The 16,470-nt window shown below is 55.3% G+C and carries 14 protein-coding genes; 6 read left to right on the top strand and 8 right to left on the bottom strand.

Annotated elements, in window-relative coordinates; genetic code table 11:
* Positions 1-50 precede the first annotated feature (50 nt).
* The 5 genes from ALMA_RS06990 to ALMA_RS06965 all read right to left on the bottom strand — a co-directional run bounded on the left by ALMA_RS06990 (position 51) and on the right by ALMA_RS06965 (position 6,269).
* On the bottom strand, positions 51-1,028 hold the full coding sequence (locus tag ALMA_RS06990; protein ID WP_094727254.1) for an aldose 1-epimerase family protein: 978 nt from the start codon (positions 1,026-1,028) through the stop codon (positions 51-53).
* A 28-nt stretch (positions 1,029-1,056) separates the two neighbouring features.
* Positions 1,057-1,632, bottom strand: coding sequence for an aminoacyl-tRNA deacylase (locus ALMA_RS06985; RefSeq protein WP_094726994.1), 576 nt, complete (start codon positions 1,630-1,632; stop codon positions 1,057-1,059).
* 136 nt (positions 1,633-1,768) lie between these two features.
* Positions 1,769-3,331, bottom strand: coding sequence for a glycoside hydrolase family 32 protein (locus ALMA_RS06980; protein ID WP_094726992.1), 1,563 nt, complete (start codon positions 3,329-3,331; stop codon positions 1,769-1,771).
* A gap of 102 nt (positions 3,332-3,433) precedes the next feature.
* Positions 3,434-4,732 carry an MFS transporter gene (locus tag ALMA_RS06975; RefSeq protein WP_094726990.1) on the bottom strand — a complete coding sequence of 433 codons (1,299 nt, stop codon included), beginning with the start codon at positions 4,730-4,732 and terminating at the stop codon, positions 3,434-3,436.
* Positions 4,733-5,312: 580 nt separating this feature from the next.
* Entirely contained in the window at positions 5,313-6,269 is a 957-nt protein-coding gene (locus ALMA_RS06965) for a PDDEXK family nuclease (protein ID WP_094726986.1), read from the bottom strand.
* A 619-nt stretch (positions 6,270-6,888) separates the two neighbouring features.
* On the opposite strand from ALMA_RS06965, the gene ALMA_RS06960 reads away from it, so the two are divergent.
* On the top strand, positions 6,889-7,941 hold the full coding sequence (locus ALMA_RS06960) for a DUF5692 family protein (protein ID WP_094727252.1): 1,053 nt from the start codon (positions 6,889-6,891) through the stop codon (positions 7,939-7,941).
* 56 nt (positions 7,942-7,997) lie between these two features.
* Here ALMA_RS06960 and ALMA_RS06955 read toward each other — a convergent pair whose 3' ends face one another.
* A complete protein-coding gene (locus tag ALMA_RS06955; RefSeq protein WP_094726984.1) occupies positions 7,998-9,404 on the bottom strand; it encodes a nucleobase:cation symporter-2 family protein in 1,407 nt (468 codons plus the stop codon).
* Positions 9,405-9,458: 54 nt separating this feature from the next.
* Positions 9,459-10,037 (bottom strand): xanthine phosphoribosyltransferase, encoded by a 579-nt coding sequence (locus ALMA_RS06950; protein WP_094726982.1) that lies wholly within the window; start codon positions 10,035-10,037, stop codon positions 9,459-9,461.
* Between the two features lie 561 nt (positions 10,038-10,598).
* Here ALMA_RS06950 and ALMA_RS06945 point away from each other — a divergent pair.
* Together ALMA_RS06945 and rpsD are read left to right on the top strand one after the other, a co-directional pair.
* Positions 10,599-13,409, top strand: coding sequence for an ATP-dependent helicase (locus ALMA_RS06945; protein WP_094727250.1), 2,811 nt, complete (start codon positions 10,599-10,601; stop codon positions 13,407-13,409).
* Positions 13,410-13,715: 306 nt separating this feature from the next.
* Positions 13,716-14,342, top strand: a complete 627-nt coding sequence (gene rpsD, locus ALMA_RS06940; RefSeq protein ID WP_086107069.1) for a 30S ribosomal protein S4 — start codon at positions 13,716-13,718, stop codon at positions 14,340-14,342.
* 143 nt (positions 14,343-14,485) lie between these two features.
* On the opposite strand, the gene ALMA_RS06935 is transcribed toward rpsD, so the two are convergent.
* Positions 14,486-14,851, bottom strand: coding sequence for a phage holin family protein (locus ALMA_RS06935; protein ID WP_094727248.1), 366 nt, complete (start codon positions 14,849-14,851; stop codon positions 14,486-14,488).
* A gap of 170 nt (positions 14,852-15,021) precedes the next feature.
* Between ALMA_RS06935 and ALMA_RS06930 the strand changes: the two genes are divergently transcribed.
* The 3 genes from ALMA_RS06930 (at position 15,022) to ALMA_RS06920 (ending at position 16,467) form a co-directional block, all read left to right on the top strand.
* The gene (locus tag ALMA_RS06930; RefSeq protein WP_094726981.1) at positions 15,022-15,711 is read left to right on the top strand and encodes a histidine phosphatase family protein; all 690 of its coding nucleotides are present in this window, start codon (positions 15,022-15,024) and stop codon (positions 15,709-15,711) included.
* A gap of 103 nt (positions 15,712-15,814) precedes the next feature.
* The gene (locus tag ALMA_RS06925; protein WP_094726979.1) at positions 15,815-16,210 is read left to right on the top strand and encodes a DUF948 domain-containing protein; all 396 of its coding nucleotides are present in this window, start codon (positions 15,815-15,817) and stop codon (positions 16,208-16,210) included.
* Positions 16,211-16,224: 14 nt separating this feature from the next.
* Positions 16,225-16,467, top strand: a complete 243-nt coding sequence (locus ALMA_RS06920; RefSeq protein ID WP_086107066.1) for a hypothetical protein — start codon at positions 16,225-16,227, stop codon at positions 16,465-16,467.
* Positions 16,468-16,470 lie beyond the last annotated feature (3 nt).

Raw genomic sequence — 16,470 nt, 5'->3', positions numbered from 1 at the left:
AAACTTGAAAATTACCTTATAGAGTATCTCACACCCGCTCGACTAGGACACTAGTCCACGCGACGCGCGCTATACCAGATATTTGTGAAAGTGCTCTGTCCCGGCTCGATGACGATGAGGTCTTTACCGCTACGGAATGCATTCGCATAGGCAGTTTGTGGCTCCACAGCGACACCGGCAGGCTTATGAGCTGCGTCCCAGCCATAGCCATTACACACCTGGAAGGAGGTGATGCTCTCGTCGCCGGTGATGGTCACTTCCACGCCATCCGGACGAGTGAAGACGGCTTCGGCACGTCCATCTCCACCGTGCACGAGGTCCGTCCACGCATCGTCGAAGGACTGGTCGCCTATCTCGTCTCCACCACGCAGGTCGAAGCGTGTTCCCTCCACAGATTCCAGGCCCGTAGGCAGAAGGCGAGAGCTGACCTGAACATGCGTGTCAGCAGGCACGCGCAGACGGCATGCCGCATTCGCAGCATCGAGCTGTGCGGTAGTCGCCTCAGCCGGCTCAGCGCCGCCGTCGAAACCGCTGAACAGCCACGGATGCGTGGCCAGAGCCCACGGCGCGTTCGACTCGCCGTTATTATACGCGGACACAGTCAGCTGCAGGCCGCGCTCTTCGGTGAGAGTATAGGTGGCCGTGACGAAGAGGTCGAAGGGATACGCAGCCAGGCGAGGCGTGCGCCAGCTGAGCGACACGCTGCGATCTGTGAGCGACTCAAGCTTCCATGCGCTACGGTATCCGAGCCCATGAATGGAGTTATGGCGTTCGTGCTCATCGATAGGGAACTGGTATGTCTGCCCCTCAAATTCATACGTGCCGTCCTCGATGCGGTTCGGATACGGGAGCAGAATCTGACCGTTACAGGCGTGCACTGGCTCATTCGGGTTAAATGGCACGGTCACTGGTGTGCCATTCCACTCGAAGCGTTCGAGAGCTGCTCCCTGTTCCGTCACTACTGCTGTGTAGGATCCGGCGTGGATAGTGTACTCATTTCCTGCCCAGCGTGGAAGAATGTGAGTCATCTGTACCTTCTTTTTCTGTGAGTTCTTTTTAGCGTGGGTGGCTTCCTGCAGCACCCACAGAGGCTATTCTAGCATCCAGTACATCGATGATGTCCAGTGGGTTGACTCCCACGCTCAGACCGCGCTTACCGCCGGAGACGAGAATTTCCTCAAATTCGAGCGCTGACTCGTCGAGCACGGTGGGATGCTTCTGCTTATGGCCGAAAGGAGAGATGCCGCCCACTACATATCCTGTCTGACGCTGGGCGACGGCTGGGTCTGCCATCTGCGCCTTCTTAACTCCGAGAGCTGCGGCAGCTGCTTTCAGATTCACATGGCAGGTGACAGGCACGATGACAGTGGCGAGGTCGTGCCCCACACGCTCTCCGACGTCGATAAGCAGAGTCTTAAACATTTGCTCGGGGACGAGGCTGTGGCCGTCAGCGTTCTGCCCGGCGAGCTGAGCTGCGCCTTCGAGTCCGAAGCCCTCACTCATGTGGTCCCCATCATGCTCATAGGTGTACAGCGTGGTGGAGATGTGATGCTCGTCGAGCTCGACGAGGGCGGGAGTGGCGGCAGATTCTTTCTCTTTATCTTTCGCGTGTTTCGAGTTCTTTTTAGCCATGCTCACTAGGGTAGCACTAGGTCCATAGGCGTGTGGGCAGTGGGCAGGCGAGAAACGTCATGCGCCCTCGTGCTCAGTATTTAGTGCAGAGGGCGCATTTCGGGTGGTCTTTTTTATCGTGAGGCGAGTCTCGTTTTTACTCCAGGCCGATGGAGTTCAGATGGTGCAGGCGTACATCTGACCATGTGGTGCTTCCAGACTCACTGACGAGCTGGATAGCGCGTGGGCCTTCGCCAGCATAGCTGTAGGAGCTCATGGCCTGCTTTCCGCCGTTCACGTAGACTTCTACGCAGCCGCGGTCCACGAAGATGCGCAGAGAAAGCTTCCCGGTGGCGAGCTCTGCGTCGCTCACCGGAGCTGCACGATAACCGCGGTCACCCGTGGCCGCATTCTGGCGGTCGATGACGACGCGCTGCAGCTGCGCATCATAGGCGATGGACGTGTACGAACCATCTGGGGTGGCATGAACGCGTACGCCCGTGCGCTCCGCGCTCGTCGCCTCGGCTGTCAGGTCCAGCTCGAGCTCGAGCTCCACAGCTTCAGCATCATCTGCGAGGGTGGTGGTTTCGTTCGCACCGAGCTTCATGGTGCCATACACGCGAGAGTCCGCGCGCAGACCTTCGACCTCGCGCACTGGATACGTATGGACGTCTCCGTCTGCGCCGAGAGTAATCTCGCGTGGCAGAGTGAGGTTACCGCACCAGCCGTCCTCCTCCATAGGAATAGGCTGAGCGAATGGGCTCATCCAGCCGTAGACTATCTGGCGAGACCCATCATTAAAGGACTGTGGAGCATAGTAGTTATGACCCCAGTCCCACAGACGGAACTCCGTCTCAGGGTGGAAAGCTTCGCCTGGCTTCCAGGTGCCTATCATGTATCCTGCGTTATTCACGTTCCGGTTCATAAAACCGTGTGCTTTCGCGCCCATGGCAGAGAAGCCGATGACCCATTTCTCGTTCCCCTCAGCATCCGTCAGAGGGAAGAAGTCTGGGCATTCGAGCATGAAGACATCTGGGTCTGGGTGTTCGAAGAGCACACGCTCATATGTCCAGTGCACCATGTCATCCGAGCTGAACAGCCACATCTGGCCGCGCTTCTCCTTCGAGGAGACGCCGAACGTCATATACCACTTTCCGTCCGTCTTCCACACCTTCGGGTCGCGGAAGTGGTGGTCCACCTCGTCGGTCGGGCAGTCGATAATCATGCCCTGCTTCGTAAAGCTCGTCAGCTGGTCATCATCTGGAGTGGCGAGCATCTGGACCTGCCAGTCTCCGCCCGTGTTATCCACGCCGTTCGCCCAGCGGTGACCCGTGTAGTACACGCGCAGCTTACCATCATCTCCCACGACAGCAGAACCGGAGAAGACGCCATCTTTTTCTTCTTCCAGGCTTGGAGCGAACGCTATCTTCTCGCGCTGCCAGTGAATCATATCCGTAGAGGAGACGTGCCCCCAGTGCATAGGACCCCACTGCGTGCCATACGGGTGCAGCTGGTAGAAGACATGCCAGCGTCCTTCGTAGAAGCACAGGCCGTTTGGGTCATTAATCCAGCCGCCATTCGAGGCGATGTGGAACTTCGGATACCAGCGGTTATTTCGCTGGGCTGCCAGAGCGGCTACACCCTCCTCAGCGCGCTGCAGCTCAGTAGCATGGTCGCGGATGGAGTGAATAACTGGTTCAGAAGGAATGAAACTCGACATAAGAAACCTCACTGTTTGATGATGCGTGTAGTAAAAGTATACGCTGCCGGGGCGAGCTCGGGGCTAACCCCGGCAGCGGGAAAATTGGCCGGAAAGAAAAGCTTACGCGGCCATAGCCTTCAGCTGCTTATCCGTGTAGAACGGGTCGCCGCCCACTTCCTGGTCGTCCTTCTTAATGATGAAGAAGCCGTAAACGAGCGCCACGAACACGATGCCGGAAATGGTGAAGAAGGTGGTGCGGTCGCCGAGCTGATCATGCAGCGCGCCCAGCGGCGTGGAGAAGAGCACCTGACCCACCTGCGAGGCGATCTGGAAGCCCACCATGTAGAGCGTGGCGGACAGCTTCGTGTCGAAATGCAGGGTGAAGTAGCGGAAGACTGGCAGAATGAACAGCGGCACCTCGATGGAGTGGAAGAGCTTAACGACCGAAACCATCACAGGATCATGGAAGACGCCGCACAGGCCGATGCGAGCGAACATGATGAACGCGCCGAGCAGCAGCGAGTTACGCACGCCTATCTTACGCATGATGATAGGCACGACGCCCATCATGGCCGACTCGATGAACACCTGAATACCGTTCAGCGTGGAGTACGTGCTGTTACCGATCTCCTCAGTAGGGAACAGGCTCGTGTAATACGTAGGGAACATCTGCTGGTCGAAGACCGTGTAGAAGGTATTCGTCAGGAGCATGAACACGATGAGCAGCCAGAGCGTAGGCATGCCCAGAACGCTGACCATCTCGCGCAGGCTAGGATTCGTGCGTTCCGCGTCCGGTTCTGCCTGTTTTTTCAATTCTTCCTTCTGCTCGGCAGGCACCCAGAAAGCGTAGATGCCCAGCATAATGACGCCGAAGACGGAGCCGAGCCAGAAATTGATAAGAGGGTTCACATTAAAGATGTGGCCGGCGACGAGGGCGACGATGGCGTAACCGAAGGAACCCCATGCGCGAGACTGGCCGTACTCGAAGTGGAACTTACGCGAGTAACGTTCGGTTAAGGCTTCGAACAGAGAGCAGCCAGCCATGTATCCCGCCGAGAGGACCACAGAGCCGATGAGTGCGCCGAGGAAGCGGGTGGTGCCGCCTGCGTTAATCATAGGGAAGTATACGAACTGAACGAATGGGCCCACGAGAGCGGCGATGGCTGCGATGGCGATGGCCAGGTGACGCTTAATGCCGAGCTGATCCTGGATAGCACCGTAAGCGAACATGATAATGAGCGTGGCCAGGGAGTTAATGGAGTAAATCTGACCCACTTCTGCGCCGTTCAGGCCGATCGTGTTCAACCAGCGCTGGAAGAAGGACCACCAGATGCCCCAGGAGCAGAAGAACATGAAGATACCGAAGGAGCTTTGCAGGTAGGAAGGGTTCTTCCAGACCTTAGAGTTTAAGTGCAGCATCGCGTTTTCTCGATTCTCGGTTATGTGTTTGCGTTTTGTGTTTTTGCGGTTTTGGTTTTTTGGGGGTGTGAGGACGGCGCTGACTCGGGTGTGCGATGCCTGGCGGGTGGGGCTTCTTCTACGCGGAAGAAGCTTTCGCTGGGCGTCTCGCTGCACGGCCTTTTCGGCGAGCCGGTGCTGTTCTTACAGGAGTAAATATAGTGCGTCAAACGTTTGACGTCAAACGTTTGACGTGCGGCGGCGTGTCGCGGGGTGTGCGGGGTGGAGGCTTGCAGAGAAGGGGTAGAAGTGTGAGCGGGTGAAGGGCAAGAGGAAAAGTATGTGTATGTGTGGAATATGTGAAGACTACTCACTTGTGGGCTTTTATCGACGCTATTCACATGGCGTTTCTGCAGTTTTGGGCTAATCCCGACGAATGGTATCCATTTCTCAGTGGTGTGGCGAGCAGTTAGCCCTGTATGGAGAGGGTATAAGTATTTCTATGCCTGGCTGAGTAGGAGGCGAGTGTCGGAATTAGCCCTAAAGTGCAGGAGGTCTGCAACGCAAGTGTCGAGTTTAGCCCAAAAGTGCACTGAATTGGCTAGGTTGCGTGCTTGTTTCTACTCTGAAGATACTTTTGGCGTAATTCTGAACAGAGGATGGAGAAGTCTCCATATTTTTTAGCGAGATGGATCCTGCGCTTCTTTTCTACGGTGCTGATGTGGGGGATGCGAGCGAGGTTGAGGAGATCGCACAGGCGTTTACCATTGTTCTCAGTAACATCATCGTAGCTGAAATGAATAATGGTAAACCCTAAAATCTGCAGAGCAACGTCACGGTCTTTTTCTTGATACCACGCGTCTTTGCTGTCTCGGGCGTTCGAGCTAGAGAGCATGGCTGTATTATGGTATTTGTCGAATCCGTCCATCTCGGCAATGACACAGCGGTATCCCTCCGGTAAGGGGACAGCTACGGGTTCATGAACTACCTTACCTTCTTCGTCGAGAAGCCATAAGAAATCAGGACGCAGTGTCTTCGTATTGTGACGTCTGTGCGCTTCGCTCCTTGGGAGATTAGGGTCGTAAAGTGGGTTCGGGATGACTATCTGAAGAGTGGGGTCTTCGAATCCTTCCAAAATCATGCGGGCGCGAGCTAGTGATTCTCCGCCGTTTTCACTGTGGGCATCGATGTGTGATGACTTAAAGAGGATTAGCTGGTGGTACCAGGAGTATGCTTTGGTCTCCATAAAATGGGTGATATCCTCGGCAGTAATACCATAGAGTCGCGCTAATTCATCGCACACACTCAAGCACTGACCATAGGGAGCGCCGGAACACAGAATAGTATAAATTGTTTCTAGTGGTGATGTCGTGATAATTCCATTGAGTATTCCTAGGTTTTCTGTAATTGAACTGTAAAGTCGTGCTGCAGCTTTTCCACTTGTGAATACAGAATCGCTATGAGGATGCCACGCGGCGAAAGCCTCATCCATAATCGCATAGTTGCGGCTGTCCTTAAGGATGACAAAATCGACGGGGAGCGTCTTTCGTGGATGCATATGTGTGTTCTGGTCGGTAGCAAAATATACGCGTGTGCAGAAATTCGTGAGGAGATAGTCTGTGAGGGGTGCTCCTAGAAGTAAGGCTGCAGAAAATGATGCCACTGGCCAGTATGGATGTTCGGACGCAAGAGCATAGATAGTGACAAGTCGCCTCTGTTCTAGAGGGAGCGTCTCCCATAATGGAGAATCAATAAAATATCCGTGAATGGGTTCTGATAGTTCTCCTTTAATAACGAGTCGTTTATTACGACGGCACGTGGCTTCGTCGTGTGCCTTGCTCAAAGGCAGTGGTGGTGTGACAGGTCTGGTTTGTGGTGTGTGCATATTTCTAGTGTGAAGGAGCAGAGGGCAGAGAAGCAAGCTGGAGAGAAAGTGTTAGCAGATGTGAATATGCGTGTCGCTAGAGGGAGTTATTCACAAAGAATACGGTGGATTCGCATTGAGTTATTCACCTAAGTTGCCCGCAGCCACGCCGCTGAGAGTGACAAAAATGCGTTTATGTCACTTACTGGTTTCTGGGGAATTATGCAATGGAATAATAAATGCTAAGACAAAGCTTTGCATGGGTATGGAACGCATGTGAGGCTAGCCCGAGAAAGTTCAAGGAGGAATGGACATGTTATTCCAGGTATATGGTGACCATGCTGCGATGCAGTGGCTTGGCTGGGTGATGGTGTTTGTGGCGCTTATCGCGCTGAATGAGTTCTCGCGTCGCTCGAAGGCCGGCGGACTCATTATGTTCGTAGCCGTGCCAGCAGTGATGACAGTGTACTGTGTAACGGTGGTGACTGCTGCACTTATGGGAGTGGACTGGGGAGTAAAAAATCCTACAGTGGTCTTCGCAAACGGATGGTTCCATTATGCGAAGGTCTATGCAGCACTCGCAGGATGTGTGGGCTTTATGGCTATCAAGTACCGATGGGGAAAGATAGGTAAAGCTCGCTGGTTCCGCGCCTTCCCATTCGTTATCGTGGCCATAAATATTCTCATCGCAGTGGCATCTGATTTTGAGTCTGCGGTTCACTTCTTTACGGGTGACTACACCATGCTGAATGGTTCTCCAGTGTGGACCACGTCGGAACACATCACCGTAGTGACGGGCTGGCATAATGTCTTTAATGGTGTAGCTGGTCTCATTAATATTCTGTGCATGACGGGCTGGTGGGCAGTGTACTCCTCAAAGAAGCAGGAGGATATGATTTGGGCGGATATGACCTGGGTCTTCATCGTTTCTTATGACCTGTGGAACTTCTGCTATACGTATAATAATCTGCCGAATCATTCGTGGTACTGCGGTTTCGCTCTGCTGCTGGCCCCTACAGTGGCGAATGCTCTGTGGAATAAGGGTGGCTGGATACAGAATCGAGCGAATACGCTGGCCATTTGGTGCATGTTTGCTCAGGTCTTCCCACAGTTCCAGACGACGATGCCAGAACTCGGAGTGGATAGTCCATTCGCGGTGAACTCCACTATGAGTTCTACAGCAAACCTCTGGGTATCCATTGCGGCTCTCGTAGCGAATATTCTGGCTATCGCCTACATCGCGTACCGTGCGAAGAAGCTGGGTGTAAATCCTTACACGCAGGAAGTCTTTACGGGTACTCGCGACTTCGAAAAGGCGAATGCTCGGGTGGACGAAGCGGACCGTACTGCAGTGCTCGCCGCGTAGTGTGTAGAAGATACAAAGAAAAAAGGGACCCATGTACGGGTCCCTTTTCGTATACCTTAGTCCGCTAAGAAGTGCTTCTCGTCTGGAAGTACCCAGCTTAAGATGAGTGCCACCACGAATGCGATGGCTATGGCATTCGAGAAAACAGACTGGAAGAGCTGAGGGAAGTGCTGGAAGATACCCGTGGCCTGAGTGAAGCCTATTCCTATGGTCAGGGAGAGAGTCACGATAGTGATGTTTCGCTGGGAGAAACCAGCCTTTGCTATCATCTGAATGCCAGCGAGAACGATGGAGCCGAACATCATGATGGTGCATCCGCCGAGGACTGCCTGAGGTAGAGAGCTAAAAATAGCCGCGAATCCCGGGAAGAAGCTGGCCAGGATGAGGATGATGCCGCCAGAGAGAATGACCTTACGGTTAACGACCTTCGTCATGGCTACGAGGCCTACGTTCTGAGCGAAGGAAGTGAGAGGCAGCGCGCCGAAGAGGCCGGATACGGTAGAAATGAGGCCATCTCCGGCTATAGCGCCAGCAGTTTCACGCTCGGTCGGCTCACGGTCGAAGCCCACCTGAGTAAGCGACGAGGTGTTCCCGAGAACTTCTACGGATGATACGACGTAGAGAAGAGCGAAGGTCACGATGGAATTGACATCAAAGATGATGCCGAATGGCATAAGCGGAGCGATGTGGGGGAGCGAAACGAGGTCGAGGTTCGCGAACTTGCTGAAGTCTACCATGCCAGGAGCGAGGCCAGAAAGCGTGAACACCAAGGCGACGACGTATCCCACGACAAGGCCGAAAAGGACGGAAAGCTGCTTCGCTACGCCCTTTGCCAGAAGCTGGAATGCGAGGCATGCGACGAGAGTGATAGTGGCTACAGCCAGGTTCTGCCAGGAACCGAAGTCTTTCGCGCCGGAACCGCCGCCGAATGAGGTGGCGCCTGTGGAGAGCAGGGAGAAACCGATGGTGGTCACCACGACTGCAGACACGATAGGGTTAATAAAACGCTTCCAGTACTGAGCTGTCAGTCCCAGAATAAGCTCGAGGAAGCCGCCCACGATGACCGCGCCTATGACCGCGCCGTAACCGAGCTTCGGGTCAGATGCGATGACCGTCGCTGCAGCCACATACGTAAAGGAGATGCCGGTGACGATAGGCAGGCGGCCTCCTATGCGCCACAGAGGGTAGAGCTGTAGGCACGTGCCGAGGCCGGCTACGAGTAGTGCAGAGCTGATGATCCATGCACTGTACTCCGAGTTCATGCTGGCTGCTGCGGCCACGATGGCTATAGGTGTGAGGTTTGCCACGAACATGGCGAGCACATGCTGAATGCCGAATGGTATTCCTGACCAGAAGGATATCTTTCCATCGAGCTGACGCAGTGGTGAGGTGGCTGTAGAAGGCGACGCTGCTGGGGATTCAGCTGCTTGGGATTCAGCTGCTGAAGAAGTGGATGCTGCCATGATGAGCTGTCCTTATCTAAGAGAAATGGGGGGGCGAGGGAGATGAAGAGAGGCTTAGTTAAACTCGATGCTGCCGGTCTCGGCATCCATAGTGCGTACATTCGCGAGGGATTCGACGCGGTATCCGCGGTTACGCAGCGCGTCTCCGCCACCCTGGAAGCCCTTTTCTACAGCGATACCGAATCCTTCTACGACTACACCTGCAGTTTCACAGATCTTCAGTAAACCATTTAAGGCATTACCGTTTGCCAGGAAATCATCGATAATGAGTACGTGCTCACCTTCGTTTAGGAACTTCTTCGCGACGATGACGGGGAACTCTTTCTGCTTAGTGAAGGAATAGATGCTCGTCGAGTACTGGTCTCCATCGAGGTTAATGGACTGGGCTTTTTTCGCGAAGACCACCGGAACATTCCCGAAGTGACGGGCTGCCACGCAGGCTATGCCGATGCCTGAGGCTTCGATGGTGAGAATCTTATCTATCTGAGTGCCTTCGAACAGGCGCGCCCACTCTTCGCCCATGGCGTCGAAGAGTGCGACGTCGCACTGATGATTCAAGAAGGCGTCCACTTTCAGAACGTCTCCAGGCTTTACGGTACCTTCCTCGCGGATGCGGTCTTCTAGAAGCTTCATGATTCTCTCTTCTTTAGGCTCGGTGCTGCACGGACCACCTGTTTTCCTGATGGAGAGAGCTAGCCACTGGTACTTTTCGGTCAGATACTGCGCGAAGAAACTGGGCGGCGAATAGGTGGTGGGTGAGCGGTGTGTGTTATGTCTGTATGGCTTAGCTTACCGCGTGTCGATGACGGAGCGAGACGTCAGAGCTTGAAGAACTCGGCGAGTCGCGGCGTGTCGTTTTCGAACACATGTTCGAATGTAACCCTCATGTGCTACAAGTGAAGAATGAACTTCACACAGTCTGGATTTGATTTCGACGGATTCGACGCTCTCCCTGAGGACAGCGTACAGAAGGCCCCACTGCAGAATGCAGTGCCAGAGCCGGATTTTACCGAGCCTTCTGCGACTGAGCCAGCGGAGAATGTGTTCATGGACACTACTATGCAGATGCAGGAGATGCAGATGCACGATGAGCAGAATGATCCGTGGGTGCAGGGTGAACCTATACCCGTGGGCGAGCCATGGGTAGATCCTGCATATGAACCAGAACCACCGTACGAACCAGCGCCAGACTATATGCCAGGAGACTCTGCGCCAGACTCTGCGCCAAGAGACTCTGCGCCAGGAGGATCGGACTACACGCCGAGCGAGCCGAGCGAACCGAGCGAGCCGCCCGCCACTTACGAAGTCTACTCCGCCCCCTCTTCGAGGAGCGTCGCTCCAGAGGTGACCCCTCACACTGCTGAAGACCTTACTGCTGGTCTGAACGAACAGCAGAACGAGGCTGTGCGCTATGAGGGGCCAGCTCTCCTCATCGGAGCTGGTGCAGGGTCAGGTAAGACTCGCGTGCTCACACGTCGCATCGCGTGGGCGCTGACGCAGTGGCACGCCTATCCGAGCCAGATTCTGGCCATCACCTTTACGAATAAAGCCGCGGCGGAGATGAAGGAGCGTTTGGGCTCTCTCATCGGCCCGGTGGCACAGAAGATGTGGGTATCCACCTTCCACTCCGCCTGCGTGCGCATGCTCAGACAGCACGGCCAGGATATCGGTCTGAAGTCTGGATTCTCCATTTATGATACGGCGGACTGCGAGAGGCTGATTAAGCTCATAGCGGGAGAATTGAACATCGATATCAAGCGCTACACGCCGCGCTCTATTCTCGGCGCCATCTCGGACTTTAAAAATCAGCTTATCCCTGTTCCGGATGCTCTCGCGCACGTGGCGAGCGACTACACGCCGGGAAAGCGCGGACAGCATATCGCAGACCTCGGGAATGCGGAAGAAGTATTCGCGGTCTGCTACGCGGAATATCAGCATCGTCTCGCCGCGGCGAACTCTGTGGACTTCGACGACCTGCTGGTGCGCACGGTCGAGCTGCTACGCACCAGCCAGGAGGCTCTCGAGCACTACCGCAAGCGTTTTAGCTTCATCTTCGTAGACGAGTACCAGGACACGAATCATGCGCAGTACGTGCTCATCCGCCTGCTTGCGAGTAAAGAGCTACCAGATGCTACGCCTGGTCTGAAGCCTGCATGGGTGACGGTCGTGGGTGATTCTGACCAGTCCATTTACGCGTTCCGCGGTGCAGACATCTCGAATATCCTGGACTTCGAGCAGGACTTCGATAACGCACGCACCATCATGCTCGAGCAGAATTACCGTTCCACGCAGACTATCCTGGACGCTGCGAACGCGGTCATCGCTCAGAACCAGAACCGCACGCCGAAAAAGCTGTGGACTGCCCTCGGTGAGGGAGATAAAATCATCGGGTATGCAGCGGATAACACGCAGCAGGAAGCTCAGTGGATAGCTCAGGAGATAGCGCGCCTCGAGGGTGAAGGACACTATACTTTCGCTCAGATGGCCATCATGTACCGTGCGAATGCACAGTCTCGTTCGCTCGAAGAAGCACTGATTAACGCACGTATCCCGTACCAGATCGTGGGCGGTACGCGCTTCTACGAACGCAGAGAGATTAAGGATGCCATGGCATATGTGCAGGCTATAGCGAATCCGGCAGATGATGTGAACACGCGCCGTATTCTGAACGTACCGAAGCGTGGGCTGGGAGCGCGCGCAGAGGCTCAGCTGAACGCGGCGGCTGCTGAACGTGCGGATACGTTCTGGTCTGCCATCGAGTTCGTCGAGCAGAATCCGGATATCGCTTCTCGCTCGAAGAATGCCATCATAGCTTTCCGCAGCCTTATGAGAGAGTTGCGTGCGTTTGCTGTGGAGCATGACGCGCACCCGAGCGAAATCATCGCTGAAGTGCTGGATAAGACGGGCCTGATAGAAGAGCTTCGCCGTTCGGAAGATCCTCAGGATGCCACGCGCGTGGATAATCTTAGCCAGCTTCAGTCTGTGGCGGCCGAGTATGAGCAGAATACGCCGGATGCGTCGCTCGCTGGTTTCCTCGAGACGACTGCTCTTGTGGCGGATTCGGACCAGCTGCCGAGTGAGGGGGAAGACCGCGGAACGGTGACGCTCATGACTTTGCATACGGCGAAGGGTCTCGAGTATCCAGTCGTCTTCCTCGAAGGCATGGAGCAGGGGACTTTCCCACATTCGCGCAGTGTGGAGGATGAGAAAGAGCTGTCTGAAGAGCGGCGTCTGGCATACGTGGGGATTACCCGTGCGCAGCGCCGTCTGTACGTGACGCGGTCGGCTGTCCGTTCGCAGTGGGGGCAGGCTTCGGATATGCAGCCGAGCCAGTTCCTCGATGAGATTCCTGATGGTCTTATCCACTGGGAGCGCCGCGAGTCGACTGTGGAGCGCTTAAAGAAAGATGACTGGGATTACGCTGAAGGAGATTTCGAGGACTTTCCGGATTATGAGGATTTTCCGGACAGTGATGGCTGGGGGAGCGCGTACGGATCGCAGCGGTCGAACTCGTCGTATGGCTCGGCTGGTTCGAACTCGTCGTACGGCTCGCGCGGGCGCACATCCTCGTATGGTTCCTCGTACGGTTCGTCCAGCTTCGGCGGATCGTATGGCAGCTCCTCAGGGTCGTCACGCTCCGGTAGCTCGTCGAGCGCGCGCACTTCACATATGCGCTATGGTGTGAGTACAGAGAGTTCGTATGGCTCAGCTGGTCGTTCGCGCTCATCTACGCGTTCTTCTGCCAATTCTTCCTCCAGCGCAGTGACCACGCGCCGCGTGGCGCCATCGCGTTCTGCGGGTAAGGGGCAGAAGCAGAAGCAGACCACGCCAAAGTACACCATAGCGGACTTTACCGTGGGAGATAAGATCACCCATGATGAGTATGGTCTCGGCACGGTTATCCAGCTTCAGGACAGGGGACAGAACTCGGTGCTGACGGTGGACTTTAAGTCGAAGGGAACGAAGCGACTCATGCTACGCATGGCGCCTATAGAAAAGCTGTAGATGGCATCCAGAATCAGCGTGGTAAGAACTGTACCGGCCAGAAGGCTCTTGTAGGCAGAGCGTAGTAAGCTAAAGAATGCTATATGCTCATCTATGGATGCATCTTTCGTAGCCCGCTAGGCGAGGATATAGCTCTGGAGTCTTGGCCCATCTGCGGGTCGGCGGCGTCATGGAAGCTTGCGGTGAAGTGGCGTCGTTACACGCTGAATTTGTAGACATTGTTCAGCGCTAAGCGCAGGAGTGGCTGACTCGGTGAGCCTTCACCCGAAAGCTCATCTTGCCTATCTACAACAGAAGGAAAATTATATGACTAAGGTACAGCGTGCACGCCGTCAGGTGCGTCTTTCTCGCTCCCTCGGCATCGCTTTGACCCCTAAGGCTCAGCGTATCTTCGAGAAGCGTCCATATGGTCCAGGTGAACATGGTCGTGATCGTCGTCGCGCAGAGTCCGATTACGCAGTACGTCTGCGCGAGAAGCAGCGTCTTCGCGCACAGTACGGCATCTCTGAAAAGCAGATGCGTGCGATTTATGAAAAGTCCCGTCGCGAAGCTGGTCAGACCGGTAACGCGATGCTGGTAAACCTCGAGTCTCGTCTCGATGCTCTCGTGCTGCGTGCAGGCTTCGCTCGCACCACCGCACAGGCTCGTCAGTTCGTGGTTCACCGTCACATCCTCGTGGATGGTAACATCGTGGATCGCCCTAGCTACCATGTCAAGCCAGGCCAGACCATTCAGGTTAAGCCTAAGAGCCAGACCATGGAGCCATTCCAGGCTGCAGCAGAAGGCGTACACCGCGACGTTCTCCCAGCAGTTCCAGGTTACCTGGATGTGAACTTGGCAGCTCTGAAGGCTACCCTGTCTCGCAAGCCAGAAGTGGAAGAGATTCCAGTAACCGTTAACATCCAGTACGTGGTCGAACACTACTCTCGTTAAACAGAACTGGGTTTCTGCTGTTTACACGGCATTTTCGGCAGCAGAAACGAAACATTTATTTACGGCATACATACACGCGAAGGCTCGCCCCGGTTTCCCGGAAGGCGAGCCTTCGTGTATTCAGAGTGTCTCAGTAAGTTTGGCTAGTCCAGTCGAAGGAAGCCGAGCAGCCCCGAGACCAGCGACAGTACGAGAGCTCCCATCAGCGACCAGCCGAAGCTCGACGAGACCACGCCCGTGTAGAAGACGCGCGTAGCCAGCGAAGAAGCCATCTCGAAGCAGGCTGCATTAATGAGCAGTGCTGCCAGTCCGAAGGAAAAGATGGAGAAAGGCAGAGCGAGCACCTGCATAAATGGCTTGATAGAAGCATTAATCAGAGCCATGAACAGTGCGAAGCTACCGTACGCCACCCACGCGCGGTCGCCTATGATGCTCAGCCCAGGCAGAAGAAATACCGTCACGCCCGTGGCTATGGTCAGCACGAGCCAGTTCATAAGAAATCGTTTCATTATGCCAGTATACGGGCTGTGCTGCGCCAGTACGAGGGAGCCCGCGCGTGTATCCGCGAAAACTCCACACACGCAGACACACGACACACGCAGACACGCAGACACGCAGAAACACTGACTCGCGCAGACACACACGCGCGCACCCCGACGCGTCGCGGTACACTAGAGCTATGACAGTACATCTTTACTTAGTGCGTCACGGTCAGACGTACTTTAATGTCTATAACCGTTTGCAAGGATGGTCGAACTCTCCGCTCACCGAGTCCGGCAGAGCTGACGCGGTGCGCGCTGGAGAGAAGCTCGCAGATATCCAGTTCGACGCTGCATTCTGCTCAGATACGACGCGCGCTCAGGATACCGCACGCATCATCCTCGAGAAGAATGCTCACGCCCGCGCTGCACACATGCGTGAGGCCGAGGCTCACATGGAGTTTCGCGAGCAGTTTTACGGGTATTTCGAAGGCCGTGACATGGCTGAGGCGTGGTGGGCTGCAGGTGCTCCTCACGGTGCGCCGTCGTACGCGGCTATCCTCGAGAAGTTTGGTTCTGCTGCCACGCGCGATTTCCTTAAAGAAGCTGACCCGTTCCATCATGCGGAGAGTGACGCTGAGTACTGGCAGCGTGTCGAACGCGCGTATAGCATCATCGCCGCTTCACCGCGCGTCGCTGAGGGGAGTCATGTCCTCGTTATCGCGCATGGGAACACGCTTCTGAGCCTCCTGCAGCGGTTCCGCGATACTGCTCCGGCCGGCATCGACCTGACCGTTCGTCCGGGGAATGGGAGCGTGACGCGCTTAGATTTCGAGCCTTCTGAAGGTCAATTTTCCTCAGCCCTGCGCGTCGTCTCTCTCGAAGCGTAAGTGGAGGACACCCTCTCGGTACGCCTAGTGGTAGCCTTATTCTCATATGTGTACACAGGGCGTGCGTCGAGCATGCCTAGAGGTAGGAGAAAAGGAGCGTGCCATGGATCTCGGACAGGTAGCTAGTCTTATCGCCGCTATCGTCTTCGCCATTCTCGCCGGCTTTTTGATTTACCCTCTTATCCGGCTCGGAAAGCTTTTCGACCAGATAGCGCAGACGGTGAAGGACACGGGTGACCATGCCATTCCTGCGTTGGATGAAAGCGTAACCACGGTGCAGAAGGTGAACCAGTCACTCGAGGATGTGAACCAGATATCTTCTGCTGCATCTACTACAGCGAATAACATCGGTGCCCTCACGGACCTTTATGGTGCGGTACTGGGTAAGCCGGTGATTAAGATAGCCTCCGCTGTCTATGCCGCACAGAAGACCGTCCAGGGATTCGTAGGGAAGTCCGCCGTATCCGCGCCTGAGACGCCGGCCGAGTCACAGAAGTAGGAAAGAGGTACAGCATGCTGAAGCGTCTTTTCTGGTTCCTCGTGGGACTGGCAGCTGGCCTCGTTATCGCGAGCAAAGCCCAGGCATATGTGCGTTCTCACACGCCACGCATGGCGCGTGAGTTCGTCCTCGGGCCAGATCAGGATAATGTCACCTTACGCACTCTCGGCTCACTCATCGAAGACTTCCAGCAGTATCGTACTGAGAAGGAGACTGAGATGAACGCGTCGTACGCCGAGAAGTTTGGCCGCAGATAATAC

Source organism: Alloscardovia macacae, assembly GCF_002259705.1.
GTDB lineage: Bacteria > Actinomycetota > Actinomycetes > Actinomycetales > Bifidobacteriaceae > Alloscardovia > Alloscardovia macacae.
Note: the sequence above shows the minus strand (reverse complement) of the source record. Positions and strands in the feature narration are given on the sequence as shown.